Below are 26,680 nucleotides of genomic sequence, written 5' to 3'. Positions count from 1 at the left end.
TATTGTTGATAAAGCAACTAGTAATAGATACAAGCTGACTGAAAAGAGTAAAACCCTAGAGTATTTCACGATAATCCTTTAGCAACATAATTAGGCTGTAGATTTGAATGCTAACACTTACGGTAAACGGCACAAAATAGAAGGCTAAAACTGGTGCAAAAGAAACGCAGCCTGCTGTTTTTTGTCCTTTGTTTTACACCCAAACCAGAATCATCTTAATTTACATTCGCTAATTGAAGCAGCTTATTTTCAACCCGCACTCGTCGATGCTCATAAGATCGATCAGTAAAACTAGTCTTGGGCACATAAAAATGCTCGACGAAATCACCATGAAATAAAGTAATAGTATTGTGTATTACCCAAACTTTCTTCACGCTTTCTAGCAATAATCATAAAGCACTCTGCTTGTTTTCTTTAATAACTGAAACGTAATTTAAAAAAAGAAAAATTCAAGATGGGTGTCTAGTTAATTATTTATTGGCAGCGAGATTTAAATACGAACTTTAATAGATTACTACAGCTGTAAAGCTCAGTGTTGTTAATGTTTCATCTTTTCAAATTCCCCACATTCAATTAAAATTAAATAATAACAATATTAAAATCATAAACATAAAGGTTATATAGTGAACAAAAAAAGAATAACTACATTATTTATAGCTATCGCATTAACAGGCTGTGCATCCTCACCAGAAAATACTGCTCAAGAACTTAATCATATAGAGAATAAACTGGCATCTTACCATAATGGTCTACCAGTATTAAAAGCTTCTGGTATAAAAATTAACTTTAGACGATTTGCATACTCACCAAATATGCTCTTTGATAAAGCTTTTGGAGATATTCGAGTTTCTGGTAATAATATTCATGGATATAAAGATATGTTAAACCTAAAACTATGGGGAATGCTTTACACGAAATGTACAACTACAAAACCTATTGATATTACTACCTTAGAAGAGGCTACTAAGTGTAACATTACAACCAGCAAATTTTCATATGTATCATTATACGATATTAAAGAAGCATTTGATAATTATGAAGAAAATTTTAAAAGTATATATTTCGAATTATCTAAAATTGAGTCTATGCTTATTAAACTAAATAAAGAACAAGTTAAACTCTGGGCTAAAAGTTTTCAAGATACTTTGAAATCAAGGTATACCTTTTCAGAGTTCCCCGCAGTACTAAAAGAATTTTCTGATGCACCAATTCAAGACTATTTAGTACGAGTTAATATAGAAAACGAAAAAGTTATAAAACATAATGCTTTAATAATGAAACAAAAAGAATTAGAAATTGCTCGTAAAGAAGCTTTGAGATTGGAAAGAATCAAAAACGAAAATGCTAAAAATAAACTTTTGAATGCCCAAAAAGAACAACTGAAAGAAATCAATAATCTCAAAAAGCGTTTGTGGGGTCTTCAAGAGTCCCTCTTAAAAACGGCTTCAAATGGTGACCCAATTTGTAGTTACAAAAAAAATAGAATGGGCTTTATTGAAGCAAAATCAGGTGATAATTTAAAAGTCTTATGGAAAGGTGAAGTTCTCTATCATAGTTCTGGGTTCTTCTTTGGTGGCATGCCATTAAAAGCAATGAGTAAAACTAAATTAGGTGAGTACAACTTTGAATATAAAATAATAGATGAATTAACCTGGGTCAAGAAGAAAGAAGTCAGTTCCTGCTCGTTTGATTTATAGTAAATTCCGAATTAGCCATAGTGGAGTCAAGTATTTAAGCTTGGCTTTTTTATGCTCAGAGTATCATTTTATTTGGAGAAGAGTAGTACAATTTATGAAAAGCTCTTCAGCCCTTTGAATCATGCGTTCATTAAACGCCATCTATTATTCATGCAATAGTTTGCTCTTTAGTTGCAGTAGCAACTACTGCTGTAAAAATATCAAACGTAGCATTATCTTTTAAATTAAAGATTTAGCGAGGACAAATTAAGGTATTATCATGTGTAAAAACAGATTTCAAAGTAAAGGAAAACAGCTAAGCATTATTCGCTTAGCTTAAACAAAAACATCCTACTTTTCATTCAAATAAAGTTCACGTGGTAAAAGTATGGGTTTTTCTCACGCGCTTTGAGTAGACTAATTGTAGTGAGCACAATAAGCTTTAGCTCGCCACTTACATTTATGGCAATGCACTCTTGTTTGAGTGCATTGCGTTTTATATCAGCGGCTACACCACACACAACATCGCCATTTTTTAAAATAAGCTCAATACTTAAATGGTGCATACAAGCAATTTCGATGTAATCGTAATGGTTGCAACTGATCATAAGGTTCTCTTTACATTATTTAGCTGGCTTAAGTAGCATTAAAGTAGCAATAACAATCAAGTTGCCTACATACCATAAATCTTTAATTACAAATTGGCCTAATCGATCTAATAACGCGCCTGAACTCAATGCGCCGGTGGCGGTAAATAGAAATGTTTGGGTCATTAAAAATACACTTAAACACGCTAAACCACTAACAATAATGAGCTTTTTATTATTAAGTAAAATACCTGCGCCAAGAAGCACTGCAAATAATACATCAAACCCACCAATGATATTTGACGCGCCTTGCACACTAAATACTGTATATAACCACGACATAAACGGTGAGGTTTCTACTAAGCCTACAATAGCTTTAGCTTCAAACTCATAAAATTTCATGCCGCCAATCCACAGTAAAACCATAGCAACCGGTATAAAGTTTAAAAGTACGTGTTGTTTGTCGGTGAGCTTATTTTTATAAAACAAAAATAAATACAAAGGGATAACAGCAAAGTATTTAATTATGCCTTGCCCACTGCCAATAATTGGAAAGCCGCCTAACTGTGCCATCCAGCGGTTACTGGCAAATAAGGTAAGTAAAGGCACTATGCTAACAACTAACGCTAAAACCGCTACTGGCAAAGGCTTTAGTAATTTAAAATGTGCAGCGAAAGTGGCGAGTGCCAATGCAATCATAGCGGTGCCTGTGAACAAACCTAACGTATTTACACTGAATAACGTATCAAGTTCATAAAAGCTAAAGGTCGCTATGAGTGTGTTTGGGTTTGCACCTAGAGCAAACGATACGCCAAGTAATGCAAAGCTAAGTGTAAGTAAAAAGGTGAGTGCGTTATTTGTGTGTGTTAAGTTCATTATGTGCCCATTAAATCTGTAATGGCTAACAAAGACCTTATTTTTACAAAAAGTAATTCAACCTAGACAAACAAATATTCACTCATATGTAACTTAAAAAGTTATATAAGCGCACTTTTCAAAAACAAAAAACTCACATAAATAAACATATCCTTTTGGTCAGGTTGATGCGTAAAAACTATTAAAACCCTGCCTAAAAACCAACAAAAAAATTTAATCACCTCATATAAAAAAGAATAAAAACAAAATAAACCTCTGATATAAAATATAAAAATAAATACACACCCTTGCTTTTAATGCTTATTAAACTCACAGAGACACAAGAAGCTAACCGATCGGTCAGATATGGCATGTTAACTGCAAAGTATTAATCATAATAAAACAGCTTTTTTCTTACTTGCGCAATAACAATACGAAAAAGCAAACAACAAACCTTATTAAAACAAGGTGTTAAAAAGCTAAGGGGGTCTGTGTGATTCAGTTTTTATTAAATGACACGCCAATTGAAGAACAAGAATACTCGCCAAGTCTCACCATTTTGGACTGGCTACGCACCAAAAAAGGGAAAGTGGGCACCAAAGAAGGGTGTGCTACAGGCGATTGTGGCGCGTGCACAATTTTAGTCGGCGAAGAAAAAACAAATGCAAACGGTAACCCAGTTTGGCACTACCAAACCATGAACAGCTGCCTGCTTTTATTGGGCAATGCACACGCAAAACACATAGTAACCGTAGAGGCTGTAACAACGGGGCTTTACCCAACCCTTGATGACTTACACCCAGTACAGCGCGCATTAGTAGAGTGCCATGGTTCGCAATGCGGTTTTTGCACCCCAGGTATAATAATGAGTATGCTGGCGCTTTATATTAATAACCCGAGTTACCCAGGTAAAAAAGCCGCTATTCATGCTTTAGGTGGTAACTTGTGCCGTTGTACTGGCTACAGCCCTATTTTACTCGCAGTAGAAAAAGCCTACAGCTATGAGCGTAAAAATGAGCCTTACTCAGCCATGGCGGCACAATTTAAGGCATCACTAAATATAGGTGATGATATTCCTTGCTTAAAAAATGGCCCTCGTACGTTTTATTTACCGCAAAGTGCAGCGCAACTTGTTGAGCTTAAAGCGCGTTACCCGCATGCACACTTGGTTGCTGGTGGCACCGACTTTGCCATTGAGCTTAGCCAAAACATGCTATTGCCCGATGTAATAATATCCCTTAGCCAAACCAGTGAGCTGTGCACATTAAGCGATAACAACGGTGAGCTACATATTGGTGCAGCACTACCTTACAGCCAATTTGTTGAAGCGTTTTACACTTACTACCCTGAGTCTAAAGAGCTGTTTGAACGCCTAGGCTCTAATCAAGTACGTAACAGTGGTACCTTAGGCGGCAGCATAGGAAATGCCTCTCCTATTGGCGACCCAGCTCCATTATTAATTGCACTTAATGCCACCATGGATTTATTAAGCGCAGCAGGCACACGTACCATAAACGTGGCCGACTACTTTGTTGATTACAAAAAAACAGTCATTAATAGCGATGAAGTAATTAGCAAAATTACAGTGCCAAAACGCCCAGACTTGTTAAAGCTTGCGTGCCATAAAATTTCAAAACGCTTTGAAGACGATATATCTACTGTGTGTTTAGTACTGGCTATTGAGCAAACACAAGGCGTAATTAGCAATGCCCGCTGTGCCATGGGCGGTATGGCTGCAATACCCAAACGCGCCGCGCACATAGAGCAAAAACTAAATACTCAGCCATTAGAAGTAAGCGCGTTTGTAGATGCCGCTAATGCTATAAATAATGACTTTGCCCCCATGAGCGATGTACGCAGCAGCGCACATTATCGCACTTCGGTAAGCAAAAACTTGCTACAGCGTATTGGTATTGAGTTTTGCGGTGCACAGCCTAGTAGTAATAAAAATAATAACAACATTGCCATTACGAGGATCTCACATGCGTCACTTTGAAATGGATAAACTAAAAGCCCAAGGCGGAAGCGTTGGCCAATCTAAGTACCACGAAAGTGCAATAAAACAAGTATGTGGCAATGCAAACTACGCCGACGATAACCCAGAGCCTCATGGCTGCTTACACGCCTACCCTGTACTTGCGCCCATTACCAGCGGCTTTATTAAATCAATTGATACAAGCAAAGCGCTTGAAGTGGCAGGTGTTAAGCGTATTTTATCGGCTGATGATGTACCCGGTAAGCTTGATATTGGCCCAATATTCCCAGGTGATGTGCTATTAACCAATCACGAAATTCAATACCACGGGCAACCGGTACTGATAGTCGTTGCCGACAGCTACGAAATGGCGCGCCGCGCTGCTCGCTTAGTGGTTATAGAGTGCGAGCAAACCACCCCCATACTTGATATTAAAGAAGCGATAAAAAAAGAGCACTGGGTAAGACCGCCACATTCACTCAAGCGCGGTAATAGCGAGCAAGCCATAAATAATGCAGCCCACCAACTTAAAGGTGAAATACACATAGGCGGGCAAGAACACTTTTACCTTGAGGGGCAAATAGCACTCGCTCAGCCCGACAACGATGGCGGGATTCATGTTCAATGTTCTACGCAACACCCAACAGAGGTGCAGCACTTAGTTGCAAAAATTTTAAAAAAGTCATTTAGCTTTGTAAACGTAGAAACCCGCCGTATGGGCGGAGCGTTTGGCGGCAAAGAAACTCAAGGAGCACCGTGGGCTTGCCTTGCAGCGCTTGCAGTTTACCACCTTGGCTGCGCCGTTAAAATGCGCCTAGCCCGTAGCGACGACTTTAAACTTACCGGTAAACGCCACCCATTTTATAACCAATACCATGTAGGGTTTGACCAAAATGGCCTAATTGAAGGCGCTGATGTAACCGTAAATGGGTTTTGTGGTTATTCGCCTGATTTATCTGATGCTATTGTCGACCGTGCAATGTTTCATGCAGATAACGCTTATTACTACCCAGCTGCCACCATTAAAGGTAACCGCTGTAAAGTAAACACCGTAAGCCACACCGCCTTTAGAGGGTTTGGTGGCCCGCAAGGCATGATCATGGGCGAGCTAATAATGGACGACATAGCCGCTAAATTAGGTAAAGATCCACTTGAGATCCGAAAGCTTAATTTATACAAAAAAGGCCGCGACACTACGCCGTATCATCAAACAGTAGAGCAGCATATTTTAAAAGATATGATAAGCCAGCTTGAGGAGTCAGGTGATTACTGGGCGCGAAAAAAGGCAATTAAAACCTTTAATGCATCATCGCCCATTATCAAAAAAGGCCTTGCGATGACGCCGGTTAAATACGGTATATCGTTTACCGTACAGCACTTAAACCAGGCGGGTGCACTCGTACATGTTTATAGCGATGGCTCGATACATTTAAATCATGGCGGCACCGAAATGGGTCAAGGGCTTAATACAAAAATAGCGCAAATTGTAGCCCATGGCTTTGGCGTTGATTTTGACGCAGTAAGCATAAGCGCTACTCGTACCGACAAAGTACCAAACACCTCGCCAACCGCCGCATCAAGCGGGACTGACTTAAACGGTATGGCGGCACTAAATGCAGTAAACACAATAAAAGAACGCTTAATAAACTTTATAAGCGAGCACTTTGAAGCAGACAGCCAAAGTATTGTATTTAAAGATAACCTGATTACCTTTAGCAAAGGCGAAATTAACTTTAGCGAACTTGCAAACCTTGCTTACATGAACCGTATATCGCTTTCATCAACCGGTTATTACGCCACGCCTAAAATTCATTACGATAGAGCGAAAGGCGAAGGCCGACCGTTTTTTTACTACGCGCATGGCGTAGCACTCAGTGAAGTAGAAATCGATACGCTAACAGGCGAAAACACCGTAACCCGCGTAGATATACTGCACGATGTGGGCAGCTCAATTAACCCTGCACTTGATATAGGCCAAATTGAAGGGGCTTTTGTGCAAGGTATGGGCTGGCTTACCACCGAAGACTTACAATGGAACGATAAAGGCCAGCTTGCCAGCTTTGGCCCTGCTAACTATAAAATTCCGGCTATAGGCGATACCCCAGCGGAATTTAACGTCAATTTATATAACTCGGCCAACCCAGAAACCACCGTTTTTAGATCAAAAGCAGTTGGCGAGCCGCCGTTTATGTTGGCCTTTAGTGTGTGGAGCGCTATTCGTAACGCCATAAGCAGTGTGGCCGATTACAAATACACCGCCCCACTTGATACACCTGCCACACCAGAGCGTGTACTTAATGCAATTGAGCGAACCGCCAGCTGGTTTAAGGAGCAGCAACATGGCTAATTTAAATGAGTCGTTTCAGGGTTTTCATACGCAAAACTGGGCGCAAGCTATAAACCAGCATGAACAAAGCGGCACTAACTATGTTATTGCAACTGTGCTTGGCACCAACGGCTCAACCCCACGTGGCACGGGCTCTAAAATGGTAATAAGTGGCGAGCATATTTACGATACCCTAGGCGGTGGTCACCTTGAATACGTAGTAATAGAAAAAGCACGCAGACTACTTGCCAAAGGTGAGGCCGCCCAAGTTATAGAGCAGTTTAACCTAGGTGCAAATTTAGGCCAGTGCTGCGGGGGAGCTGCCACCGTGATGCTTGAGTGTATGCAAAGTGAGCGCTTTACGCTGGATATTTATGGCGCAGGCCATGTAGCACAGGCGCTTATTGGTATATTGGCACAGCTGCCTATGCGTATACGTTGGATAGATAGCCGCGCCGATGTATTCCCGCAGGTTATTCCTAATAACGTAGTAAAAGTGGTTGATGAAGAGCCAACAGAGCAAGTTAAACGCGCGCCAAAGGCTAACAATTACTTAATATTAACTCATAACCACCAGCTCGATTTTGCACTCACACAAGCCATTATTAAACGCGCTGATGCCAATTGGCTTGGTGTTATTGGCTCTGATACCAAAGCAAAACGCTTTAAACAACGCTTAGCTCATCGCAATTTTACCACCGAGCAAATAAAGCAAATGACCTGCCCTGTTGGGCTTGAAAATATAACGGGCAAGCTCCCTATGGAAGTAGCCATTTCGATTAGTGGGCAGTTAATTGGCCTTTATCAGGCTATGCAAACCCATGCGCCCAAACGCCAAGGCCTGCAATGGCGCGCACTTAAAAATGCCTTAATTAGCACCACGCACGAGGAAGAAAACGCATGAGTAGCTTAAAAATTAATAACCTAAATGCAGCGCAAGCGCATCAAGCATTAGAGCATTGCTGCGCCGCACCTAACTGGGTACTCGGTATGCTAAATATGATGCCATTTGAAAATAAAGAACACCTCTTTCAAAGCGCGCAAACCGTATGGGATAGCCTAAGTGAGAGCGATTATTTGGCCGCTTTTGAAGGCCATCCGCAAATAGGCGATTTATCAACATTAAGTAAAAAGTACGCCGCTACCGCACAAAAAGCAGGGCACGAACAATCGGGTATGAGCAAAGCAAACGAGCAAACCCTAAAAAAAATGATTGCGCTAAATAAACAATACCTCAGTAAATTTGGCTTTATTTTTATTGTGTGTGCCAGCGGTAAAAGTGCTGAGCAAATGCTTGAGCTAATAGAGCAGCGCGTACACAACACCCGCGAAAAAGAGCTAACAATTGCCGCGGGCGAACAAGCCAAAATAACAAAAATAAGATTGGAGTCCCTGATATGAATAAAAGTATGAACAAAAGCCCTATCACTACCCATATTCTCGATACCAGCACCGGTAAACCTGCAGCAAATGTAGCTGTACACTTGTTTGTATACACTAATAACAAGTGGGAATTAATCGCCCAAGGTAAAACAAACAGCGACGGGCGAATTACCGACTGGCTAAATACAGACGTAGCATTTGCCACCTATAAGCTGGTTTTTGACTTAGACAGCTATTATGAAAACCAACCTACCCCAGCGTTTTACCCAGAGGCGCAAATTACCTTTAGGTTACAAGATCAAAAACACCATCATATTCCGTTATTGCTTAGCCCATTTGGCTACTCAACGTACAGAGGTAGCTAATAATGAGCACGCAAAACAATAATAAACTAACCGTAATTTGTGCCAACATACTCGATTTTGTTGACGACCCCGCCATAGTAGGCGAAAGCGCCCATCGCTATTTTGAAAAAGGCGCGTTAGTTATTCAAAACGGCAAAGTCGTTAACCTTGGTTACGAGCAAGACATACTGCCAAGCATTGATAAGTCAGCCACTATTATTCGCCACGATGGCAAATTGGTTATGCCTGGCATGATAGACACACACATACATTTGCCGCAAACCGAAATGGTCGGCGCGTATGGCGAGCAGCTTTTAAGTTGGCTTACCGAATACGCCTTCCCCACTGAAAAAAAGTTTGCCAGTGAAGTGTACTCAAGTGAGGTTTCAAACCGCTTTTTAGATGAGCTACTACGTAATGGCACCACCACCGCGCTTGTGTTTGGCACGGTACATCCACAATCGGTTGATGCGTTTTTTAACGAGTCTCAAAAACGTAATTTACGTATGATTGCCGGTAAGGTAATGATGGACCGTAATTGCCCTGACGATTTATCAGATTGCGCGAAAACCAGTTACGAACAATCAAAAGCACTCATAAAAAAATGGCACAACGTTGATAGGTTGAGCTATGCGGTAACCCCGCGTTTTGCGCCTACATCTACCCCTGAGCAACTACAAAAATGTACTCAGCTATTAGAAGAATACCCCGACACTTACCTGCATACGCACTTATCTGAAAACAAAGACGAGTGTGAATGGGTAAAAGGGTTATTTCCCGATGCCGATGACTACTTAAGTGTTTACGAGCAAGCTAAAATGGTGCGTAAACGCTCTGTATTTGCTCATAGTATTCATTTATCTGAGCGCGAGCTTTGCTGCCTTGCCGATAACAACGCGGCTATTTCTCACTGCCCTACCTCTAACTTATTTTTAGGCTCTGGCTTATTAAACTTAAAGGCCTGTGAAGAGCACGGTATTAATGTAGGCATGGGAACTGATGTAGGCGCAGGAACAAGTTTTTCGATGCTGCAAACAGGCAACGAAGCGTACAAAATTCAACAGCTTCAAGGTCAAAAATTCTCAGCTTTTAAGGGCCTATACTTAGCAACTCTTGGTGGTGCACGGGCGCTTGATTTAGAGGGCACCATAGGTAATTTTGCAATAGGTTGCGAGGCTGACTTTATTGTAATGGATTACGCCGCCACCTCGTTTTTAAAATTCAGAATTGGCCATGCAAAAACCCTGCACGAGCAACTCTTTGCCATGATGATGCTAGGCGACGACCGCTGCATTGAACAAACCTACATCATGGGTAAAAGCGTGTATAAGCGCGATGATAAAAAACAATTTACAGCCACCCAGACACCGCAATTAGAAGAGGCTTAGCCAATGGAAAATTATTTATTTGAGCTTGCTCATTTAGTACTGCGTTATTTTCATGTAATTGCAGGTATAGCGTGGATTGGAGCGTCGTTTTATTTTGCATGGCTTGATAATAACTTACAAACCCCGCCACAGTGGAAACAAGACAAAGGCATAAAAGGCGATTTATGGGCCGTGCACGGCGGTGGCTTTTACGAAGTTGCTAAGTATCAAAATGGCCCTGAAAAAATGCCGCACACCCTGCACTGGTTTAAGTGGGAAGCCTACACAACATGGATCACCGGTATTTTATTATTTAGCCTACTTTATTATGTTGGCGCCGATGTTTACCTAATCGATAACAGTAAAAGTGAGCTCAGTAAATTGGCTGCTATTGGCGCATCGCTTGGCTTTATTGGCTTAGGTTATGGTGTTTATCGTTTGTTGTGTAAAACCCCACTCGTTGAAAACGGTAAAGCGTTTATTGCTGTGGTAATTGGTATATTGGCCCTTTGGACTTACGGAGTCGATCAGCTATTTAGTGACCGCGCGGTGTATATTCATGTAGGCGCGCTTATTGGCACGTGTATGGTTGGTAATGTGTATCACATTATTATGCCAGGGCAGCGCTACATGGTAAGCGAAGTAGAAGCTGGCCGCATTCCTGATTCAGCACCGGGTTTAAAAGCAAAGCTGTGCTCTATTCATAATAACTACGCTACGTTACCAGTGGTATTTATTATGCTGAGCAACCACTTTCCTTATACCTACAGCCACAGCTTTGGCTGGCTTATATTAATTGCGTTATTTGGGATTGGCATGTGGATACGCCATTACTTTAACTTAAAGCACCAAGGCGTTAATAAACCCTCGGTACTTATAAGTGGTATTGCCGGCTTTTTTGCCTTAATGCTTGCCATAGCGCCTTGGCCTACCAGCACAACAAATGCAGACGAAAACCCGTCTTTACAAGCAAGTATTACCGACACTCAAGCGTGGGAAATAATCAGTAAGCATTGTACACAATGTCACAGTGAAACACCTACATCAAAGCTTTTTCAAACCGCGCCGCTTGGCTTTAAGCTCGACTCTATTAATGATGTAAAAAAAGCCAGTGCACTTATTCATACCCGCGCGGTTATAACCAAAGACATGCCATTGGCAAATATGACCAAAATGACTGATGCAGAGCGCGAAACGCTAGGCTCTTGGCTCACAGCGCTTAAAAAGGAGCAATAACATGAGCGAGCAATTTAAACACTACCCGCGCGATTTAATTGGTTATGGCTCACAGGTGCCCCACGCTAATTGGCCCAATAAAGCCCGCATAGCCGTGCAAGTGGTATTAAATTACGAAGAAGGCGGCGAAAACTGTGTATTACACGGTGATGCAGCGGCCGAAACATTCTTGTCTGAAATAGTCAGTGCTCCGCATGTAGAAGACCGCCACATAAGCATGGAGTCTATTTACGAATATGGCTCGCGCGCAGGCGTGTGGCGCTTACTTAAACTCTTTAAAAAATACGATATACCGGTCACCATTTTTGCAGTCGCAATGGCCCTTGAGCGCCATCCCGATGTAGCTAAAGCGTTTGTTGAGGCAGGACACGAAATTGCAAGCCATGGTCTGCGCTGGATCAACTATCAACATATAGATAAGCAAACCGAGCGCGAGCACATGCAAAAAGCCATTGAGATCATTCAAGCACTTACCGGTAAAAAGCCTAAAGGCTGGTACACCGGACGCACAAGCCCAAATACTGCTGCCCTAGTGGTAGAAAATGGCACATTTTTATATGACGCCGACGATTACAGCGACGACTTACCCTTTTACAGCATTAAAGAAGGAAAAACACAGTTAATAGTGCCCTACACGCTTGATGTAAACGACATGCGCTTTGCTGCTGTGCAAGGCTTTAATGCCGGCGATCAGTTTTATAATTATTTAAAAGATGCATTCGATACGCTTTATGAAGAAGGCGACCCACAAGGTGAAAACGCCCCAAAAATGATGTCGATAGGGCTGCATTGCCGCTTAATTGGCCGCCCTGGGCGCATTAAAGCCCTCGCACGGTTTTTAGAATATGCCCGCTCTCATGAACAAGTTTGGTTTGCCACGCGCGAGCAAATTGCGGAGCATTGGCTTAAAACCCATCCATACAAATAAAATCCATGGCCGGCTATAAAAATTACCGGCCTTTTATTATATTTTTGCCTTTAATTTATTGAGCGCATCAACAGAGAAACCACGGTCGTAAAAATATAATATTTTCCCTGTGCTATCTATAAGAATAACGCGCGAATTGTTAGGACTTTGGTTACCAGTAAACTTTTGCACCGCTTCACCGTCTTTATAAATAGTAATAACACCACCCCATAACTCTTTAGGAATCCCTTTGCGCATACCATTATCAATAAACGTGCTAAACATTCGCGGTGCCATGCCGGCAATGGTAGGTAACTCATAGGTAGGGAGTGTTACACCTGCCATATCTAAACCAATTAACCAGCGATCAATATCAAACTGGCTATCTTGTTTATAGCCTATAAGCAGCAAGGTTTTTTCAGTGTTAAAATCACTCGGAATAACAAATTCTTTCTTCTCTAAGCTTTCGCCAGTAATCGTTGGAAATTGCTTTCCGACAACTTGCTGATTAGGGTATTGCGATGCGCAGCCAGTTATTAAGAGTAACAAAAGCATTGTAAATATTGATCTAATCATTCTAATTAGCCTGTTTTTATAATAAATTTAACTGCTTATACGCTTTAAAAAAGATCGTCGATCTTTTTTAAAGCGTTTGCTGTGCTATATACCGTTTAAATTTATCGACCTTCATTGGCCGGCCGTATTTCCAACCTTGCCCATAATGTACACCCGCGCTTTTTAACATAGCTTCTTGCTCAGTTGTTTCTATTCCTTCAGCTACACAGGTGTAATTAAACTTACGCACTAACTCCATTATATTAGGGATCATAGACGCCTTTAAACCTTGCGTGGCTATATCTTGTACAAAAGTTCGGTCTATTTTTAACTGGTGGAAACTTAAATTTTGTAAATTTCTTAAATTAGAATAGCCAGTACCAAAATCATCCAGCGACAAATTAAATCCAGAATCAACCAGCGTTCTAAAATGAGCATGTGCAATGCTAGTATCGAGGTACTCGTCTTCGGTTATTTCTAGGCAAATAATAAAGCGTGAATTAATAAGTGCAGGCTCTTGTGTCAACAGCGATACATTTCCAAGCTCTACATCGCAAGGAAATATATTAATAGACACCTTAAAACCCGTTGGTAAATCGTCCAACTCTGTAAGCTCTTTAAGCACTTTTGCTACCATTGCTTGAGTAAACGACCACGTTAAATTATTTTTTCGTATCACCGGAATAAACTCATCGGGGTATAGTGGCCCGTATTTGTCTTCAAAGCGAGCTAGCACCTCACAACCAATTACTTTACCTGTGTGCAAACAAATAATAGGTTGGTAAGTCCAATAAAATGAGCCCTTTGCTAAGCCTTTACGCACTCTATTATTAGTAGAACGACGAGCGGCAATTTGATAATCGACTATTAGCGCGCTCGACACACCCGTTAGGCAGGTTAAAATAAGAGAAATGATCAGCAAAAATTGATTGTCAGCGAAAAACTCACTCCATGGTGTTCTAACCGCAACGCAATATCCTTTATTTTTATTGCTGCACATAAGTGCGGTTTCAAATGGTATTTGTTTGTGGCTTACAAGCTCTTTACTCAAGCCGCTTTTACCTGCCAAATGAAATGACTCAGAACCCGTTTTATACGTTATTTCCCAGTACGGTGCTGCAATATTACTGCGACTAATGGCTGCAGTATCCATAATTAAATTATAGTTACCCTGCCTTACAATCACGACCTGCATTATTCGCTCTTCAAAAAGTAAAATTCTTAAGTTTGGCTCAAACCGAACTCTGATGTTATTGTCGTTTTTACTTTCAAGATTGTTACGAATATAGTCGGGGGTTCTATCGTTTATTGGGTTTTTTAGTACACCCGAACCTGTGGTACAAACAAGCTGATTATTTTTAAAAAAGCCGATATCTACAACATACTTGGCATCAAAAAGTGCACGTCGCATTTCAAGCAGGTTTTCGTTGCTACACTCAGAGAAGTTTAATGCATTCAGAGGAAACAGTATTTGGCGTCGCTCGCTTACAGCTGCGTCTATGTGGTTAACAATTTGCTTTGCATCTTTATGTATTGCAGCCGCTAATTTTTGCCCCGCAAAATACAGTAAAACGAGGCTACCTAACACAAAAACCAAAACACCGGTTAAAACTGCAATTAATGACTTTTGTTGGTATTTTTTCATTATGTCCTTATTGCCTATAAAGCATTCACTATCAGTGTGTTCTCCATCATTGCATAATCAGCCTTAAATGCAAATAAGCTCACAATATTCATAGTAAATAGCGTACTTATAATTTAAGCGTTAGCGTTAATTAAGCATCAACTTCATTTATTAAATTACACACTAAACCCGCTATTTTAGCATGGCTATTGGCTTCTATATGTACCCCATCAATGGGTGAAACAGAAACGATTTTTTGTAAATCATAAAAGTTGGCATTTTTAATACACGCTACATTTTCAAACTCTTTACTCAAAGCTAGGTTTTTACTCGGTGCGCCCTCGTAAACATGTTTATATTGCCCTACACAACTAACATAGGGTGGGCTCAATATTATGAGCTTGGGTTGTTTATTCCCATCGTAAAACCCTTCAATACTGTCTATTAAATTTGCTAAGCCATTCCCTATTTGCTCAGGCGTTAATTTAAAGCGCTTTTTTAAATCGTTAGTACCAAGGGCTATCACTATAGCAGTCAAAGAGTGCGCTTCTAAAAGCGGTTTTAAATAACTTACCCCCGATAAGTCCCCATTAAATGGTGGATTATTCACAAGCGTACGATTAGGCTGCCCTGCTTCTATAATAGCAAATTGGTCACCTAGCCTTTCTGCTAATACCGACGGCCACCTTACTTTTTCCTCAAAACGCTTTCCCGTTGCGGGGTTTAACCCCCACGTATTTGAGTCACCAAAACATAAAATAGATTTTTTCATTAAAATGGATTCAAAGTGTAACCTTGCTGCTGAAGTTGAGCATGCGCGGTCATAGCAGATAAAGACATGGTAACGCCTTGTATAAGCTGTTTAGGCGTTACTTTAAAGTGAGTAGCCGACTGCCCGCACACAAATACCTGCGTGTTATTTGTCAATAATTGTTTTATTAAGCTCGCGTTTTTATTATCAACGTTAAAGCGTTTTTTATATTCACCGTTCGATAGCACATCTACACTTGCACCACCATGTACAACTAATGCTAACTTAATGTTCTCTGGTTTAATGCCATGTGCAACATGCATATTTATAAAGCGGGCAAGTGAGTTCATCGCATTATTTTGCTCGCCTTTTTTAGCGCCATCGGCCACATCAAACGCTATTTTAAATTGAGTCGAATCATTAATCGCTGCATGCTCTGGTACTTTATAGTAATAACCAAAACCGTTAATAGGTTGCTCATTAGCGAAAGATAATGGGCTTAACAACAAAAGTAATAGTAAATATTTCATAAACAATCCTTTGGCTTTTTTAGTGTATAAATAAAGTACCAGATGCTTTGTACAAAAGGCAGTTATTCACGATAAAGTGTGCGAACTTTTATGGTGATGCGTTAAAAAACGCATGCCTAAATAACTAAATGTGTTTTTAAACATCGCAACAAAAGCATCTGGCGCCTCACTCGACGACGCATTAGACAACAACGAAAAATCTTTACTGCGCAGTAAACGCAACTTTGGTTTTAAATGTTCGTCATCCATGTAATCGGTAATTCTATCTATGAATGTTTTCATTTGTGTTGTGGTGCTATACCAATACACTGGCGAAGCAAATACCCAATGGTCGTAATTTAAAAGTGATTCAAAAAGCGAGAAAAATTCATCATCAGTATATTTTTTACTGTAACTGTAAGGCGGTATTTTAAATTCATCTAAACACACAACATGCAGCTCATTTTGCTCAGCAAAACTTTTAACATGTGCGGCTGTGTTACCATTTTTTCGTGCCGATGAATAAATAATAACGGTGTTACGACTAAGTTTTTGTTGCATTTTTCCAGCTCCTTTTTTAATGTTGAAGGGAGCTTAAAACCTCAAGTTATATTGAGGTCAATACATGGAATAAAATTAATGTCTGCTGAGCAAAAAAAGCTGATCGACGCCACTTTAACAGTAGGTTACGTAGCAAAAAGAAGTGGTGTAAAAGTGTCTACATTACACTTTTACGAAACTAAACATTTAATAAAAAGCTGGCGAAACAGCGGCAATCAACGCCGCTACAAACCCGACGTACTTCGCCGAGTGGCCGTTATAAAAGCAGCACAAGCCATGGGCATTTCGCTAGACGACATAAAACAAACACTTGCCTCACTCCCCGATAACCGCACGCCCACTAAAAACGATTGGTCTGCGCTTTCAAAACGCTGGCAAGCTCAATTAGATGAACGCATAGCGTATATGCAACGCATACGCGACCGCGTAGATGGATGTATTGGCTGTGGGTGTTTATCACTTAAAAGCTGCCCTATTTATAATAAAGACGATCATTTAGGGAGTGAGCAAAGTGGGGCGGTGTTGTTAAAAAGTGGTTAAATCAAGCAATGTGATTAGTGAAAAAACTAGTGACATGAATATTTAATAAATCATTGATTATTAAATGTTCATTCATTAATATATTTCGCTTCAAAGGAAGTAAAAAAAGGATTTTGCAGTGAACCCCACAACTCCGTCATCTCAAAGTGAGCCCAAAAACCCTGCGGCCACTCAAAAACTAGCTCAAGCACTTAAAACAGTTGATAACAAAGAGCTCAAAAGCACAGGCTTTTGGTTAAATCAACTTTTTATGGTTATCTCTACCATATTTGGCGTGTATTTAGCCGCTCAAAGTGGTTTAGAACAAGCTTTAAAATTTGATTCTTTTAGTAAAATGGAAGATAACTATTATCTACGTACTTCTTTATTTGATGAAGTTAACGATAACGTAAATGCCGTTGCGGAATATGCAGAGCGCTTAGCAAAAAGCCCACCAAAATCTGAAATGGAATTTTTTAAACCTACTTTAGAGAAGTACATATGGAAAACAATGCAGTTTTCACGTACTACACTTGAAACACCCAGTGAGTTTTTAACTAAAATTCGTCGGTTTTATTCTAGAGCAGACTTTGTAATCAATGCAGCAATATCAAGGAAAATGTCAGCTAAACAAGCCGCAATTGAACTAAAAAAAATTACTCATTTAATAAAAGATGAAACTTTACCCGCATTAAAACAAAATGCGGAACAGTTAAAAATGGAATTAAAACAAAATGATATTTCTGTTGGATCGCTAAAGGAGCTAAAAAATGCCAACTAAACACTGCCCACATTGTAAAACACACGCTTTAGAAGCTACAAACTATCAAGGTGAAGAAATAGACATCTGCCGTGAATGTGGTGGCCTTTGGTTTGAAAAAAATGAAGTTAATCGCATGATTGACGAAATCAACGATGGTCCTGTCGGTGAGAAATTTGAAACCAGCTTTGGTGATTCATTAGGTATTTCAGAACTTGACTGTCCTGATTGCAATAAAAGCTTGGAACGTTTTCATCTTCTAGAAGATTTTCATACCGAAATTGATATTTGTAGGCATTGTGATGGTACCTGGATTGATAAAGATGAGCTTGAAAGCGTTGAAAAAAGTCCAGAATTAAAAGCTACTCTAAACGAGCTAAATCAAAGAACAAGCTGGAAAACGTATTTTTTTCAATTTTTAACTCAAATGCCTGTTGAATATAATATAAAACCTCAGCGAAAAGCATGGGTCACTTTAAGTTTAGTAGCACTCAACACATTAATTTTTGCTTTATACTTTTTCAATAGTGAAGCATTTGGCTTCGCCATTGAGTTTTTTGCCATGACACCGTCAGATATAAGTGAAGGCAATAAAGCATGGACACTGCTAACTTGTATGTTTTTGCATGGCTCAATAATGCATTTGCTAGGGAATATGTATTTTTTATATGTGGTAGGTGACAACTTAGAAGATGTGTTAGGGCATAAGCGCTTTTTAATCTGGTATTTAGTGTGTGGGCTAATTGCTTCTCTATCCAGTTACCTTGTAAGTCCAACATCAGCAATACCTAGCGTAGGTGCAAGTGGTGCAATTGCGGGCTTATTTGGTATGTACTTAATGTGGTTTAGGCATGCCAGCCTCACTTTTATGATTATTATTTACCAGAAAAAACTGTCAGCTGCTTGGTTTTTTGCAATTTGGTTGATTATAAATATATCTGGTGCGTTAAGCGGCCCTGATGGCATTGATTATGGCGCACATATTGGGGGCTTTGTTGCCGGGTTATTGATTGGCTACTTTTTAAAAAATAAAATATTAGAACAAAACCCTATTATTAGATTACTTAACCAAAGCGAAGCACAGTTAAAACGATAATGTTGTTATTCAACCATCGCCCCACTGATTTAGTTGTTTTTCAGTGGGGTCGTTTTTTTAAAGGCTTACCTTAGCTATTTCCAAATACCCAAGAAACTCTAAAGCAAAAAAATATAAAACTACATTTAATAAAATGCACACCCAAAGTACCGTTATAAAACGCTTTTTTTGTGATTTATGACGCAACAATTGCTGAGCAATTAACGCCCCTGGCCAGCCCCCACATAGTGCTAATAAATGAAGAGTTCGCTCGCTCGTACGAGTCACTTTTTTATTTACCGACTGCTTAGCTTTGTGTTTATCCCACGCATACATAATAAATGTTATGGCACTACTAGCTGTTATATAAGTAGGCGCCAAAATAGTTACGCCCCACTGAAAATGTACAAACCATACTATAGATATAAAAAGTAAGGATAGAACTATTAAGATTTTCTTTATCAAGTAATTATCGCCTATACTGGTCTGTATCAATTCAAATAATAAGAGAATAATTATGACATATTTTAAAGTGCTATTTTTTACTTTGTGCTTTTTAGCTTTTACAACTCACGCAAAAGAACAACCACTTAAACTTGATAAACACCTTAGTGTATTTCAGCCTTATTTAGGCTCGTGGCAAGCTGATTTTGATGTTGCACCAGGCACTAAACCAGTTCAAGACGTAGGCTTATGGGAGCGTGCGCTTAATGGTAAGGCAATAAGAACAAAACACTCTATTAATGAGGGTGAATATGGTGGCGAGTCGATGATTTTTTACGATAGCAAAAAAGACTCATTGGTTTTTTATTATTTTACAACAGCCGGTTTTTATACAAAAGGCACTATAAAAGTACTCAGCCCTACGCAGTTTGTTGCTTACGAAGAGGTTACAGGTAGTAAAGAAGGCATTACTAAAGTGAAGTCGACCAGCGATTTAAAAGATGGGAAATTGGTTGTGTCTACCTCCTATTTAAAAAAAGGTGAATGGACCAAACCAGAGTCACGCATTTATACGCGTAGCAATCAAGCCGTAAAATTCAAATAGCTCCCGGTGCTTACGGCACAAAAAAGGCAGCTTTCGCTGCCTTTTTTGTTAATTATAACGCGATTATTTTGCGAATTTTTTAAATGGTTCGTCCACTGGCGTATTTGCTAGGTGGTTAGTGTAGTTGCTCATTACCTTTTGCGATAAACCTACAATAATCTCTAGTAGTTGCTGTTGACCGTAACCCGCTGCAAAAAACTTTTCTATTTGCTCGTCACTAATTACGCCGCGTTCACGCGTCATAGCCAGTGTTGTTTCACGTAGTGTTTCGAGTTTTGCATCTGCAAGCGGTGTTTTATTCACTAAAGCATCAACAATACCTTGGTCAACTTTCATTGACGCTGCAATGGCACTGTGTGCTGGTACACAGTAATGACAGTCATGTTCAACGTTAATTGATTGCCATACCACTGTTAACTCTTCTGCGTTAAACGAAGTGTTTTGAAATAATTCGTGAAGTACTTGGTAACCTTTTAATAGCGTTGGTGCTTCAGCCATTACTGCGTGTAAATTAGGTAACATGCCAAATGCAGCAACTGAATCGGCTAATAAAGGTTTTGACTCTTCAGGTGCATTTTCTGCTGTATATAAAGTAAATTCTGCCATTGTTAGCTCCAAAAATAAGTTGTTTAAGTAACGTCGAAGCACATACTATTTGATTTTGAGCGACTGCTCAAGTTAAAATTGAGCAAATGTTCAAATTAATTGAGAAACAGCATGGTCAACAAAGTTAAATTTGAGCGCGAGACTGTTGTCCGCCTTGCCAGTCAGCTATTTTGGGAAAAGGGATTTAATGCCACTTCGACCCGCGATCTACAGGACGCAATTAATATGCGCCCAGGTAGTATTTATTCTGCGTTTGGCTCAAAGGAAGGGTTGTATATTGAGTCTTTAAAAAATTACACCATGCAAATAGAAGATCAAATAAAAACGTGTTTATTGGCTTCGCCTACTATTATTGGTGGTTTACAAACGTTTGTTGAAAACGTCATCATTAAAGATAAAAAAAATGCCCCGAGCGCTATTTGTATGCTAGTAAAAGCAAATTGTGAGTTTGCGGATGAAGACAGCTGTTTGTATTCATTAAGCCTTGATTTATCAGACAAATTTGAATATTATTTAAGCGATTTATTTGCACAAGCCATTGCGCGTGAAGAGCTAAAAGGCGAGGTTAGCCCAAAAGACTATGCTCGCTTTTTTAAAGTGCAATTTACAGGGCTACGCGGCTATTTTAACCGCCCGGGTGTTGAAGAGCTTGCACAACCTATGATCGATCAAATGTTTAAAATTATGAAAACGCTCTAAACTAAACAACTCAATTAATGAAAAAACGGCGGTAATATAATTACCGCCGTTTTTTATTTTTAGGAATTATGTACCTGTTAGGTTTTTAACTTATTGAGTTCGCTATCTTGTTGAGCAACCAGCTTATTAAGAACTTCGCTACTATCGCCTGCCTGCGAAGATAAACCAGACAACTGAGATGCCGCATCAGAAATAAGCGTTAAATTACGATTTATTTCTTCTGTTACTAAGCTTTGCTCTTCAGCCGCTGTTGCAATATGCGTTATTTGATTGGTTATTTCATCCACTTTTACAACCACACTGTGCAACGCGTCAAAGGCGACAGAGGTTTCGTCAACCGCATTTTGTGCTCTTACAACGCCTTTTTCTATAACGGTGGAAGCATTACCAACCTCATGCAGTAGGCTGTCTATTAGGTTGCTAATGTCATCAGTAGATGAACGGGTTTTAGAGGCAAGTGCTCGTACTTCATCAGCAACAACTGCAAAACCTCGGCCGTGTTCGCCAGCCCTTGCTGCCTCAATGGCTGCATTGAGTGCCAGTAAGTTAGTTTGCTCTGAGATGGTTCTGATCACATCTAAAATTTGCGTTATGTCTTTACTACGCGTCGCTACTTTTTCAACTGCTTGGTTTGCCTCTTTTATTTCTTCAGACATGGTTTTTACTTGCGTCATAGCCGACGACAAGCTCGACTCACTGCTTACCACTAAGCCGTTTATTTCGTCAGCTTGCTGCGCTGATTGTTCTGAAGCTCTTGCAACTTCAAGCGCCGTTGCGCTCATTTCGTTCATAGCAGTAACAACGCTTTCTATTTCTTTAAACTGCGCCTGCACATTATGTTTTGTGTCGATGGCTATATGCTGGGCAATTTCGCCTTGTTGCTTAGTCTGATCTGATACGGCTTTAAGCTCAGCAATTAGGACGCGTAATTTAGTTAAAAAGCGGTTAAAGCCACCAGCCAGTGCAATTAGTTCGGCATGGCTGTCTACATGTAAGGTGTGTGTTAAGTCGCCTTCTGAACTGCCTAGGTTATCAACGCGTTCTTGTATTTGTTCAAGTGGGGCTATAACACCTGCTACAACAAATTTCATAACTACAAAAGCAACACCCGCAATAATTAAGCCGGTTACTAAAATAATAGTGCCCAATGCTGCTGCGGTACTTTGCATATTTTCACTCAAAGCCTGTGGGCCAGCCAGAGCTAAATTTGCAGGTACTTCAATAATGAGCGACCACTGAGTGTCTGCAAGCTTTATATTTATAGGGTAATTAACCAGGTAAGTGTCATCCGCTTTTAAAAGATTATTTTCACCTCGTACCTTTTCAACTTTACTGGTAATAGTGGATGACATTGCTTCTTTGTAAGGCCGGCCAAGCTTGGTTTTGTAGTGGCTACTGCCTACGATTAAACCAAAATCACTTAATAAGGTAACCTTAGCTTGACCGTTATACAGCTCTTTTGAAAGCTGCTCTGTTAACTTTTGAAAAACCGGTAACGTTAAATCAACGCCAGATATACCAACAAACCGACCGTCTCTGATAATAGGAACCGTAAGAGACGTCATCATTTCTGAATTGCCTGGCGTAATTTCGTATAAGTAAGGTTCCATAATACACGGCTTAACGTTGTCTTTAGCACACAAATACCATTCAGACTCTCGTAGGCCAAATTCATTAAGCTTAGTGAAATATTTTTCGGCAGGGTCGTCTACAATTTGCTGCTCGACCACGCCTTCTTTACTGCGTGTAAAATAAATTTCGAGTGTACCAGCACCATCAACAGAGTGACTGTAGCCATTTGTAAATTGAGTATCTTTTGAATCATAACCATTTACTTCAAACTGGGAATAAATGGAAGAAAGCGACTCATTATTATTTAATATGGATTTATTTAGATTAACCACGGATTCGCGGCTAAGTGCATCATTACCCGCCGTGCCACTTAATATGGCAGCTAGTGAAAAAGGAACACGGTATGCCTCGTTAATAAACCCTGCAATTCTTTCACCGTATACAGCCGCGTTTGCACTTAGTTTTTCTTCAACTTCTGCCACTATGTATTTTTCTGACTGGCTTGATAGCTCATCGTTACTCGACGACAGCTCCCACCACAGAATGCTCGATAGCAGTAACACGGTTATAAATATGCTACCTACTGTAAGCCATAATAGTTTTTTTGCTAACGATATTTCTCGCATTGACCTGCCCTTTGTTTAAACTACAAGTACAGTTTAGACGATTTTACTAATCAAGCTATCGATAACCGCGAACAAAATTTAATTTAATACAATACGTTGAGTTTTAACGCTTAGCCAAAATAGCTGTGGTTATTGAGGCACCTATGAGTAAAGCAACGCTCACCCATAAACATGCTACAAAACCATAAACCTGAAACACCCACCCCGAAAGCACCGTACCCAGTAAACGCCCCATGGCATTGGCCATATAATAAAAGCCAACATCAAGCGATACACCATCGCTTTTAGCAAAGCTGACAATTAAATAACTATGCACAGATGAGTTAACGGCAAATACACCGCCGAATATAAGTAAACCTATAATCAAGGTGGCATGCACAGCTACATCAAATTGCATAAGTAGTGCTAAAAGTGCAGTTACACCACTTAATAGCAACACCCATAAATAGGCATGTTTAACGGTATCAACGTTTGAGTTACTGGTGCCGGTAATACGCGGCGCTTGCGATTGCACGCCACCATAGCCAATCACCCAAAGTGCCATAAAGCCACTTACCCACCAAAAGTTCCAATTAAACTGCTGGGCTAAATAAATAGGTAAAGCCACTACAAACCATACATCACGCGCGGCAAACAAGCATAATCGTGCTGCACTTAATAAATTTAGTGCACGAGATTTAGAAAAAAGCTCTTTAAACTTAGGCTTATTTTTAGCCTTGCCCATGTCGCCTTTTAAAAATACAACGCTAATAATCCACGCAATAGTGAGTAATAAAATTAGGGCTTTTAAAGCACCTACAAAACCCAGTACCGTAAGGAGTAAACCACCTAAAAAGAAGCCGACCCCTTTTAACGCATTTTTAGAGCCCGTTAAAATAGCCACCCACTTGTAAAGCTGGCCTTGGCCGCTTTTTCCCTCGGGCACTAAGTGTTTAATGGCGCTTTTGGCGCTCATTTTATTTAGATCTTTTGCTATGCCGCTAAGCGCTTGCGCCGCCATAACATAAGCGACTGTGAGCCATTCACTTGGCGCGCATAACATGGCAAGCGCCATTATTTGCAGCGCCAAGCCAAAGTTCATGGTTTTATTAAGACCTAAATGAGCTCCAAGCCAACCGCCCACTAAATTGGTGATCACACCAAAAATTTCGTAAAACAAAAACAGCATGGCAATGGCCAGTGCACCATACCCTAACTGATGAAAATGCAGCACCACCAGCATACGTAGTGCGCCATCGGTTAAGGTAAATGCCCAGTAATTACCGGTAATTATTAAATACTGTTTTATTGCTGTAGGTAAATTAGCGAGTTGCTCAAACATGGTTTACGCCCTTAAAACCTTATAAATGGTTAAACCAAGTCGCTTTTAGCAACTTTAAGCATAAGCTCGGCGGTACGATTAGCGTAGCCCCATTCGTTATCGTACCAAGCGTATAATTTAAGCTGGGTATTATTAATAACCATGGTAGAAAGCGCATCAATAATGCTACTGCGTGGATCTGTTTTGTAATCAATCGATACCAGCGGTTTTTCTTCGTAACCTAATACACCTGCAAGCTCGCTTTTAGACGCCTGAGCAAACCATTCATTCACCTCTGTTGCAGTAACTCCACGCTCAAGCTCAAATACACAGTCGGTAATAGATGCGTTAGTTAAAGGTACGCGCACGGCATGGCCATTTAACTTACCTTTTAACTCAGGGAATATATGCGTAATAGCTGTTGCACTACCGGTTGTGGTAGGTATTAAACTTGTCCCGCACGAACGAGCACGGCGTAAGTCTTTATGTGGCGCATCAATAATAGTTTGGGTATTGGTAATATCGTGAATAGTGGTCATTGAGCCGTGCTTAATGCCTACTTTTTCTTGCAGTACTTTTACAATTGGCGCTAAACAGTTAGTCGTACACGAAGCCGCCGTAACAATTTTGTGCTCATTTGGGTTATATAAATTATCGTTAACGCCCATAACCACATTTAAAATGCCGTCTTCTTTTACCGGAGCGGTTACCACAACGCGCTTAACACCTTGGGCTAAATATTGATTTAACAACTCAGTGGTTTTCATTTTACCGCTGGCTTCTATCACTACATCGCAATCAGACCAATCAGTATCGCTAATGGTTTTGTTATTAGTAACGGCAATCGTGTGTTTAGCCACACTAAAGCTATTCTCGTTTGCTGTAACGCTGTGCGCTAAACGCCCGTGCACTGAGTCAAACTCTAATAAATGGGCATGTGTTTTAGCATCGCCCGCTACATCGTTTACTTTAATAAATTCTACTTCTGGCCACTCTAGTGCTGCGCGCAGTGTTAAACGTCCCATACGGCCAAAGCCGTTAATACCTACTTTAATTGTCATAATAAATACCTTTAGTAAAGTTATATCAATTTGCTTAATTAACAGCAGCTTGCTGCACGCTCTGGGCGATTACCCATTGCATTGAGTCGATTTAAATCGTCGTTATAAAACGCAGAATTTTCGTTTTTGGTTTGTGCTATTACGCTAAGAGCCCACTGTGGCAGGGCTTTATTAATACTGTAATACACCCATTGATTTTGCTTACGATCGCTCAATAGACCACATTGCCTAAGCTGTGCTAAATGGCGCGACACTTTAGGTTGGCTCAGTTCCAGCGCAGCAACAAGCTCACACACACACAGCTCTTGCTCATGGCTAATTAATAACATGGCTTTTAAGCGTGTATCGTCGGCTAAGCATTTGTAAAATTGTAGTGGGTTGAGTTGTTCCATAGCATCCTCGTTTAGTTAGTGTGCATACAATAAAACAAAATTAGAATATATGAAATAGTGAATATACGATTTTCCGTATATTTATTTAAAAGCCCACTTTAATTAATGTGATCTCTAGTAAATTGCAGCGCACAAAAAAGCCCAGTGGCAAACCACTGGGCTATTACAATGCTAAGTAAACAGTTAATTAAATAACCGAAAGCTCTACTTCAATGTTACCGCGTGTAGCGTTTGAGTATGGGCATACTTGGTGTGCTTTATTTACCAGCTCTTGCGCTGCTGTTTTATCCATATCACCGAGTGATACAGCTAATTTAACTGCAATGCCAAACCCGCCTTCAATCGCGCCAATAGATACTTCAGAGA

28 protein-coding genes are annotated in these 26,680 nt (G+C 40.1%); 14 read left to right on the top strand and 14 right to left on the bottom strand.

Translation table 11 applies throughout. The annotated features are described in order from the left end of the window. Positions 1-623 precede the first annotated feature (623 nt). On the top strand, positions 624-1,697 hold the full coding sequence (locus RF53_RS09900; RefSeq protein ID WP_039037523.1) for a hypothetical protein: 1,074 nt from the start codon (positions 624-626) through the stop codon (positions 1,695-1,697). A gap of 341 nt (positions 1,698-2,038) precedes the next feature. Here RF53_RS09900 and RF53_RS09895 read toward each other — a convergent pair whose 3' ends face one another. Together RF53_RS09895 and RF53_RS09890 are read right to left on the bottom strand one after the other, a co-directional pair. Then, the gene (locus RF53_RS09895; RefSeq protein ID WP_039037522.1) at positions 2,039-2,284 is read right to left on the bottom strand and encodes a Rho-binding antiterminator; all 246 of its coding nucleotides are present in this window, start codon (positions 2,282-2,284) and stop codon (positions 2,039-2,041) included. 15 nt (positions 2,285-2,299) lie between these two features. Continuing rightward, on the bottom strand, positions 2,300-3,139 hold the full coding sequence (locus tag RF53_RS09890; RefSeq protein WP_039037521.1) for a DUF417 family protein: 840 nt from the start codon (positions 3,137-3,139) through the stop codon (positions 2,300-2,302). Positions 3,140-3,611: 472 nt separating this feature from the next. Here RF53_RS09890 and xdhA point away from each other — a divergent pair, with 472 nt between their 5' ends. The 8 genes from xdhA to puuE are packed head-to-tail and all read left to right on the top strand — an operon-like array spanning position 3,612 to position 12,677. Further along, positions 3,612-5,114, top strand: coding sequence for a xanthine dehydrogenase small subunit (xdhA, locus tag RF53_RS09885; protein ID WP_039037520.1), 1,503 nt, complete (start codon positions 3,612-3,614; stop codon positions 5,112-5,114). Continuing rightward, complete coding sequence (gene xdhB, locus RF53_RS09880) at positions 5,101-7,440, top strand: xanthine dehydrogenase molybdopterin binding subunit (RefSeq protein ID WP_039037519.1); 2,340 nt, start codon at positions 5,101-5,103, stop codon at positions 7,438-7,440. Before xdhA ends, xdhB begins: the two co-directional genes overlap by 14 nt. Then, entirely contained in the window at positions 7,433-8,323 is an 891-nt protein-coding gene (gene xdhC / locus RF53_RS09875) for a xanthine dehydrogenase accessory protein XdhC (RefSeq protein ID WP_039037518.1), read from the top strand. The genes xdhB and xdhC overlap by 8 nt, the downstream gene beginning before the upstream one ends. Next, positions 8,320-8,820: a 2-oxo-4-hydroxy-4-carboxy-5-ureidoimidazoline decarboxylase gene (uraD, locus tag RF53_RS09870; RefSeq protein WP_039037517.1), complete on the top strand. Its 501-nt coding sequence runs from the start codon at positions 8,320-8,322 to the stop codon at positions 8,818-8,820. The genes xdhC and uraD overlap by 4 nt, the downstream gene beginning before the upstream one ends. Beyond that, the gene (gene uraH / locus RF53_RS09865; protein ID WP_039037516.1) at positions 8,817-9,167 is read left to right on the top strand and encodes a hydroxyisourate hydrolase; all 351 of its coding nucleotides are present in this window, start codon (positions 8,817-8,819) and stop codon (positions 9,165-9,167) included. The genes uraD and uraH overlap by 4 nt, the downstream gene beginning before the upstream one ends. Before the next feature lie 2 nt (positions 9,168-9,169). Continuing rightward, complete coding sequence (gene guaD, locus RF53_RS09860) at positions 9,170-10,534, top strand: guanine deaminase (RefSeq protein ID WP_039037515.1); 1,365 nt, start codon at positions 9,170-9,172, stop codon at positions 10,532-10,534. Positions 10,535-10,537: 3 nt separating this feature from the next. Then, complete coding sequence (locus RF53_RS09855; RefSeq protein WP_039037514.1) at positions 10,538-11,749, top strand: urate hydroxylase PuuD; 1,212 nt, start codon at positions 10,538-10,540, stop codon at positions 11,747-11,749. A 1-nt stretch (position 11,750) separates the two neighbouring features. Next, complete coding sequence (puuE, locus tag RF53_RS09850) at positions 11,751-12,677, top strand: allantoinase PuuE (protein ID WP_039037513.1); 927 nt, start codon at positions 11,751-11,753, stop codon at positions 12,675-12,677. A gap of 36 nt (positions 12,678-12,713) precedes the next feature. On the opposite strand, the gene RF53_RS09845 is transcribed toward puuE, so the two are convergent. The 5 genes from RF53_RS09845 to RF53_RS09825 all read right to left on the bottom strand — a co-directional run bounded on the left by RF53_RS09845 (position 12,714) and on the right by RF53_RS09825 (position 16,656). After that, positions 12,714-13,232 carry a hypothetical protein gene (locus tag RF53_RS09845; RefSeq protein ID WP_006792596.1) on the bottom strand — a complete coding sequence of 173 codons (519 nt, stop codon included), beginning with the start codon at positions 13,230-13,232 and terminating at the stop codon, positions 12,714-12,716. A gap of 67 nt (positions 13,233-13,299) precedes the next feature. Continuing rightward, the gene (locus RF53_RS09840; RefSeq protein ID WP_039037512.1) at positions 13,300-14,856 is read right to left on the bottom strand and encodes an EAL domain-containing protein; all 1,557 of its coding nucleotides are present in this window, start codon (positions 14,854-14,856) and stop codon (positions 13,300-13,302) included. Positions 14,857-14,986: 130 nt separating this feature from the next. Continuing rightward, positions 14,987-15,607 carry an SGNH/GDSL hydrolase family protein gene (locus RF53_RS09835; protein ID WP_039037511.1) on the bottom strand — a complete coding sequence of 207 codons (621 nt, stop codon included), beginning with the start codon at positions 15,605-15,607 and terminating at the stop codon, positions 14,987-14,989. After that, on the bottom strand, positions 15,607-16,116 hold the full coding sequence (locus RF53_RS09830; protein ID WP_039037510.1) for a DsrE family protein: 510 nt from the start codon (positions 16,114-16,116) through the stop codon (positions 15,607-15,609). Before RF53_RS09830 ends, RF53_RS09835 begins: the two co-directional genes overlap by 1 nt. Before the next feature lie 66 nt (positions 16,117-16,182). After that, positions 16,183-16,656, bottom strand: a complete 474-nt coding sequence (locus tag RF53_RS09825; protein WP_039037509.1) for a flavodoxin family protein — start codon at positions 16,654-16,656, stop codon at positions 16,183-16,185. A 78-nt stretch (positions 16,657-16,734) separates the two neighbouring features. On the opposite strand from RF53_RS09825, the gene soxR reads away from it, so the two are divergent. The 3 genes from soxR to RF53_RS09810 all read left to right on the top strand — a co-directional run bounded on the left by soxR (position 16,735) and on the right by RF53_RS09810 (position 19,031). Beyond that, complete coding sequence (gene soxR / locus RF53_RS09820) at positions 16,735-17,196, top strand: redox-sensitive transcriptional activator SoxR (protein WP_039037508.1); 462 nt, start codon at positions 16,735-16,737, stop codon at positions 17,194-17,196. 118 nt (positions 17,197-17,314) lie between these two features. Then, positions 17,315-17,956 carry a hypothetical protein gene (locus tag RF53_RS09815; RefSeq protein WP_039037507.1) on the top strand — a complete coding sequence of 214 codons (642 nt, stop codon included), beginning with the start codon at positions 17,315-17,317 and terminating at the stop codon, positions 17,954-17,956. Continuing rightward, positions 17,946-19,031 (top strand): rhomboid family intramembrane serine protease, encoded by a 1,086-nt coding sequence (locus RF53_RS09810; RefSeq protein WP_039037506.1) that lies wholly within the window; start codon positions 17,946-17,948, stop codon positions 19,029-19,031. Before RF53_RS09815 ends, RF53_RS09810 begins: the two co-directional genes overlap by 11 nt. Before the next feature lie 57 nt (positions 19,032-19,088). Here RF53_RS09810 and RF53_RS09805 read toward each other — a convergent pair whose 3' ends face one another. Further along, the gene (locus tag RF53_RS09805) at positions 19,089-19,391 is read right to left on the bottom strand and encodes a DUF1294 domain-containing protein (protein WP_442960099.1); all 303 of its coding nucleotides are present in this window, start codon (positions 19,389-19,391) and stop codon (positions 19,089-19,091) included. Positions 19,392-19,527: 136 nt separating this feature from the next. Between RF53_RS09805 and RF53_RS09800 the strand changes: the two genes are divergently transcribed. Further along, a complete protein-coding gene (locus RF53_RS09800; protein WP_006794431.1) occupies positions 19,528-20,058 on the top strand; it encodes a hypothetical protein in 531 nt (176 codons plus the stop codon). Positions 20,059-20,121: 63 nt separating this feature from the next. Here the strand turns inward: RF53_RS09800 and RF53_RS09795 are convergent, their stop codons facing one another. Further along, positions 20,122-20,664, bottom strand: coding sequence for a carboxymuconolactone decarboxylase family protein (locus RF53_RS09795; protein WP_006794430.1), 543 nt, complete (start codon positions 20,662-20,664; stop codon positions 20,122-20,124). A 111-nt stretch (positions 20,665-20,775) separates the two neighbouring features. Here RF53_RS09795 and RF53_RS09790 point away from each other — a divergent pair, with 111 nt between their 5' ends. Next, positions 20,776-21,363, top strand: coding sequence for a TetR/AcrR family transcriptional regulator (locus RF53_RS09790; RefSeq protein ID WP_039037504.1), 588 nt, complete (start codon positions 20,776-20,778; stop codon positions 21,361-21,363). 77 nt (positions 21,364-21,440) lie between these two features. On the opposite strand, the gene RF53_RS09785 is transcribed toward RF53_RS09790, so the two are convergent. The 5 genes from RF53_RS09785 to RF53_RS09765 form a co-directional block, all read right to left on the bottom strand. After that, the gene (locus tag RF53_RS09785) at positions 21,441-23,561 is read right to left on the bottom strand and encodes a methyl-accepting chemotaxis protein (RefSeq protein ID WP_039037503.1); all 2,121 of its coding nucleotides are present in this window, start codon (positions 23,559-23,561) and stop codon (positions 21,441-21,443) included. Positions 23,562-23,664: 103 nt separating this feature from the next. Beyond that, positions 23,665-24,882, bottom strand: a complete 1,218-nt coding sequence (gene arsJ / locus RF53_RS09780) for an organoarsenical effux MFS transporter ArsJ (protein WP_039037502.1) — start codon at positions 24,880-24,882, stop codon at positions 23,665-23,667. A 29-nt stretch (positions 24,883-24,911) separates the two neighbouring features. Further along, on the bottom strand, positions 24,912-25,922 hold the full coding sequence (locus RF53_RS09775; RefSeq protein WP_039037501.1) for an ArsJ-associated glyceraldehyde-3-phosphate dehydrogenase: 1,011 nt from the start codon (positions 25,920-25,922) through the stop codon (positions 24,912-24,914). 38 nt (positions 25,923-25,960) lie between these two features. Next, the gene (locus tag RF53_RS09770; protein ID WP_039037500.1) at positions 25,961-26,314 is read right to left on the bottom strand and encodes a metalloregulator ArsR/SmtB family transcription factor; all 354 of its coding nucleotides are present in this window, start codon (positions 26,312-26,314) and stop codon (positions 25,961-25,963) included. A gap of 187 nt (positions 26,315-26,501) precedes the next feature. Continuing rightward, on the bottom strand, positions 26,502-26,680 hold a 179-nt coding region (locus RF53_RS09765; RefSeq protein WP_039037499.1), incomplete at its 5' end, for an OsmC family protein.

Source organism: Pseudoalteromonas sp. ECSMB14103, assembly GCF_000813065.1.
In the GTDB taxonomy this organism is placed as follows: domain Bacteria; phylum Pseudomonadota; class Gammaproteobacteria; order Enterobacterales; family Alteromonadaceae; genus Pseudoalteromonas; species Pseudoalteromonas marina.
The sequence above is the reverse complement of the archived record's forward strand: the minus strand, read 5'-3'. Positions and strand labels throughout refer to the sequence as shown.

Bases quoted from the DNA above. Each gene is read 5' to 3' on its own strand.
- RF53_RS09790 (WP_039037504.1), top strand. From the start codon at position 20,776: ATGGTCAACAAAGTTAAATTTGAGCGCGAGACTGTTGTCCGCCTTGCC.
- soxR (WP_039037508.1), top strand. From the start codon at position 16,735: ATGTCTGCTGAGCAAAAAAAGCTGATCGACGCCACTTTAACAGTAGGT.
- RF53_RS09800 (WP_006794431.1), top strand. From the start codon at position 19,528: ATGACATATTTTAAAGTGCTATTTTTTACTTTGTGCTTTTTAGCTTTT.
- RF53_RS09890 (WP_039037521.1), bottom strand. From the start codon at position 3,139: ATGAACTTAACACACACAAATAACGCACTCACCTTTTTACTTACACTT.
- RF53_RS09775 (WP_039037501.1), bottom strand. From the start codon at position 25,922: ATGACAATTAAAGTAGGTATTAACGGCTTTGGCCGTATGGGACGTTTA.
- uraH (WP_039037516.1), top strand. From the start codon at position 8,817: ATGAATAAAAGTATGAACAAAAGCCCTATCACTACCCATATTCTCGAT.
- xdhB (WP_039037519.1), top strand. From the start codon at position 5,101: ATGCGTCACTTTGAAATGGATAAACTAAAAGCCCAAGGCGGAAGCGTT.
- RF53_RS09845 (WP_006792596.1), bottom strand. From the start codon at position 13,232: ATGATTAGATCAATATTTACAATGCTTTTGTTACTCTTAATAACTGGC.
- arsJ (WP_039037502.1), bottom strand. From the start codon at position 24,882: ATGTTTGAGCAACTCGCTAATTTACCTACAGCAATAAAACAGTATTTA.
- RF53_RS09770 (WP_039037500.1), bottom strand. From the start codon at position 26,314: ATGGAACAACTCAACCCACTACAATTTTACAAATGCTTAGCCGACGAT.
- RF53_RS09785 (WP_039037503.1), bottom strand. From the start codon at position 23,561: ATGCGAGAAATATCGTTAGCAAAAAAACTATTATGGCTTACAGTAGGT.
- uraD (WP_039037517.1), top strand. From the start codon at position 8,320: ATGAGTAGCTTAAAAATTAATAACCTAAATGCAGCGCAAGCGCATCAA.
- RF53_RS09830 (WP_039037510.1), bottom strand. From the start codon at position 16,116: ATGAAATATTTACTATTACTTTTGTTGTTAAGCCCATTATCTTTCGCT.
- RF53_RS09855 (WP_039037514.1), top strand. From the start codon at position 10,538: ATGGAAAATTATTTATTTGAGCTTGCTCATTTAGTACTGCGTTATTTT.
- xdhC (WP_039037518.1), top strand. From the start codon at position 7,433: ATGGCTAATTTAAATGAGTCGTTTCAGGGTTTTCATACGCAAAACTGG.
- RF53_RS09825 (WP_039037509.1), bottom strand. From the start codon at position 16,656: ATGCAACAAAAACTTAGTCGTAACACCGTTATTATTTATTCATCGGCA.
- RF53_RS09795 (WP_006794430.1), bottom strand. From the start codon at position 20,664: ATGGCAGAATTTACTTTATATACAGCAGAAAATGCACCTGAAGAGTCA.
- puuE (WP_039037513.1), top strand. From the start codon at position 11,751: ATGAGCGAGCAATTTAAACACTACCCGCGCGATTTAATTGGTTATGGC.
- RF53_RS09840 (WP_039037512.1), bottom strand. From the start codon at position 14,856: ATGAAAAAATACCAACAAAAGTCATTAATTGCAGTTTTAACCGGTGTT.
- guaD (WP_039037515.1), top strand. From the start codon at position 9,170: ATGAGCACGCAAAACAATAATAAACTAACCGTAATTTGTGCCAACATA.
- RF53_RS09835 (WP_039037511.1), bottom strand. From the start codon at position 15,607: ATGAAAAAATCTATTTTATGTTTTGGTGACTCAAATACGTGGGGGTTA.
- RF53_RS09895 (WP_039037522.1), bottom strand. From the start codon at position 2,284: ATGATCAGTTGCAACCATTACGATTACATCGAAATTGCTTGTATGCAC.
- RF53_RS09810 (WP_039037506.1), top strand. From the start codon at position 17,946: ATGCCAACTAAACACTGCCCACATTGTAAAACACACGCTTTAGAAGCT.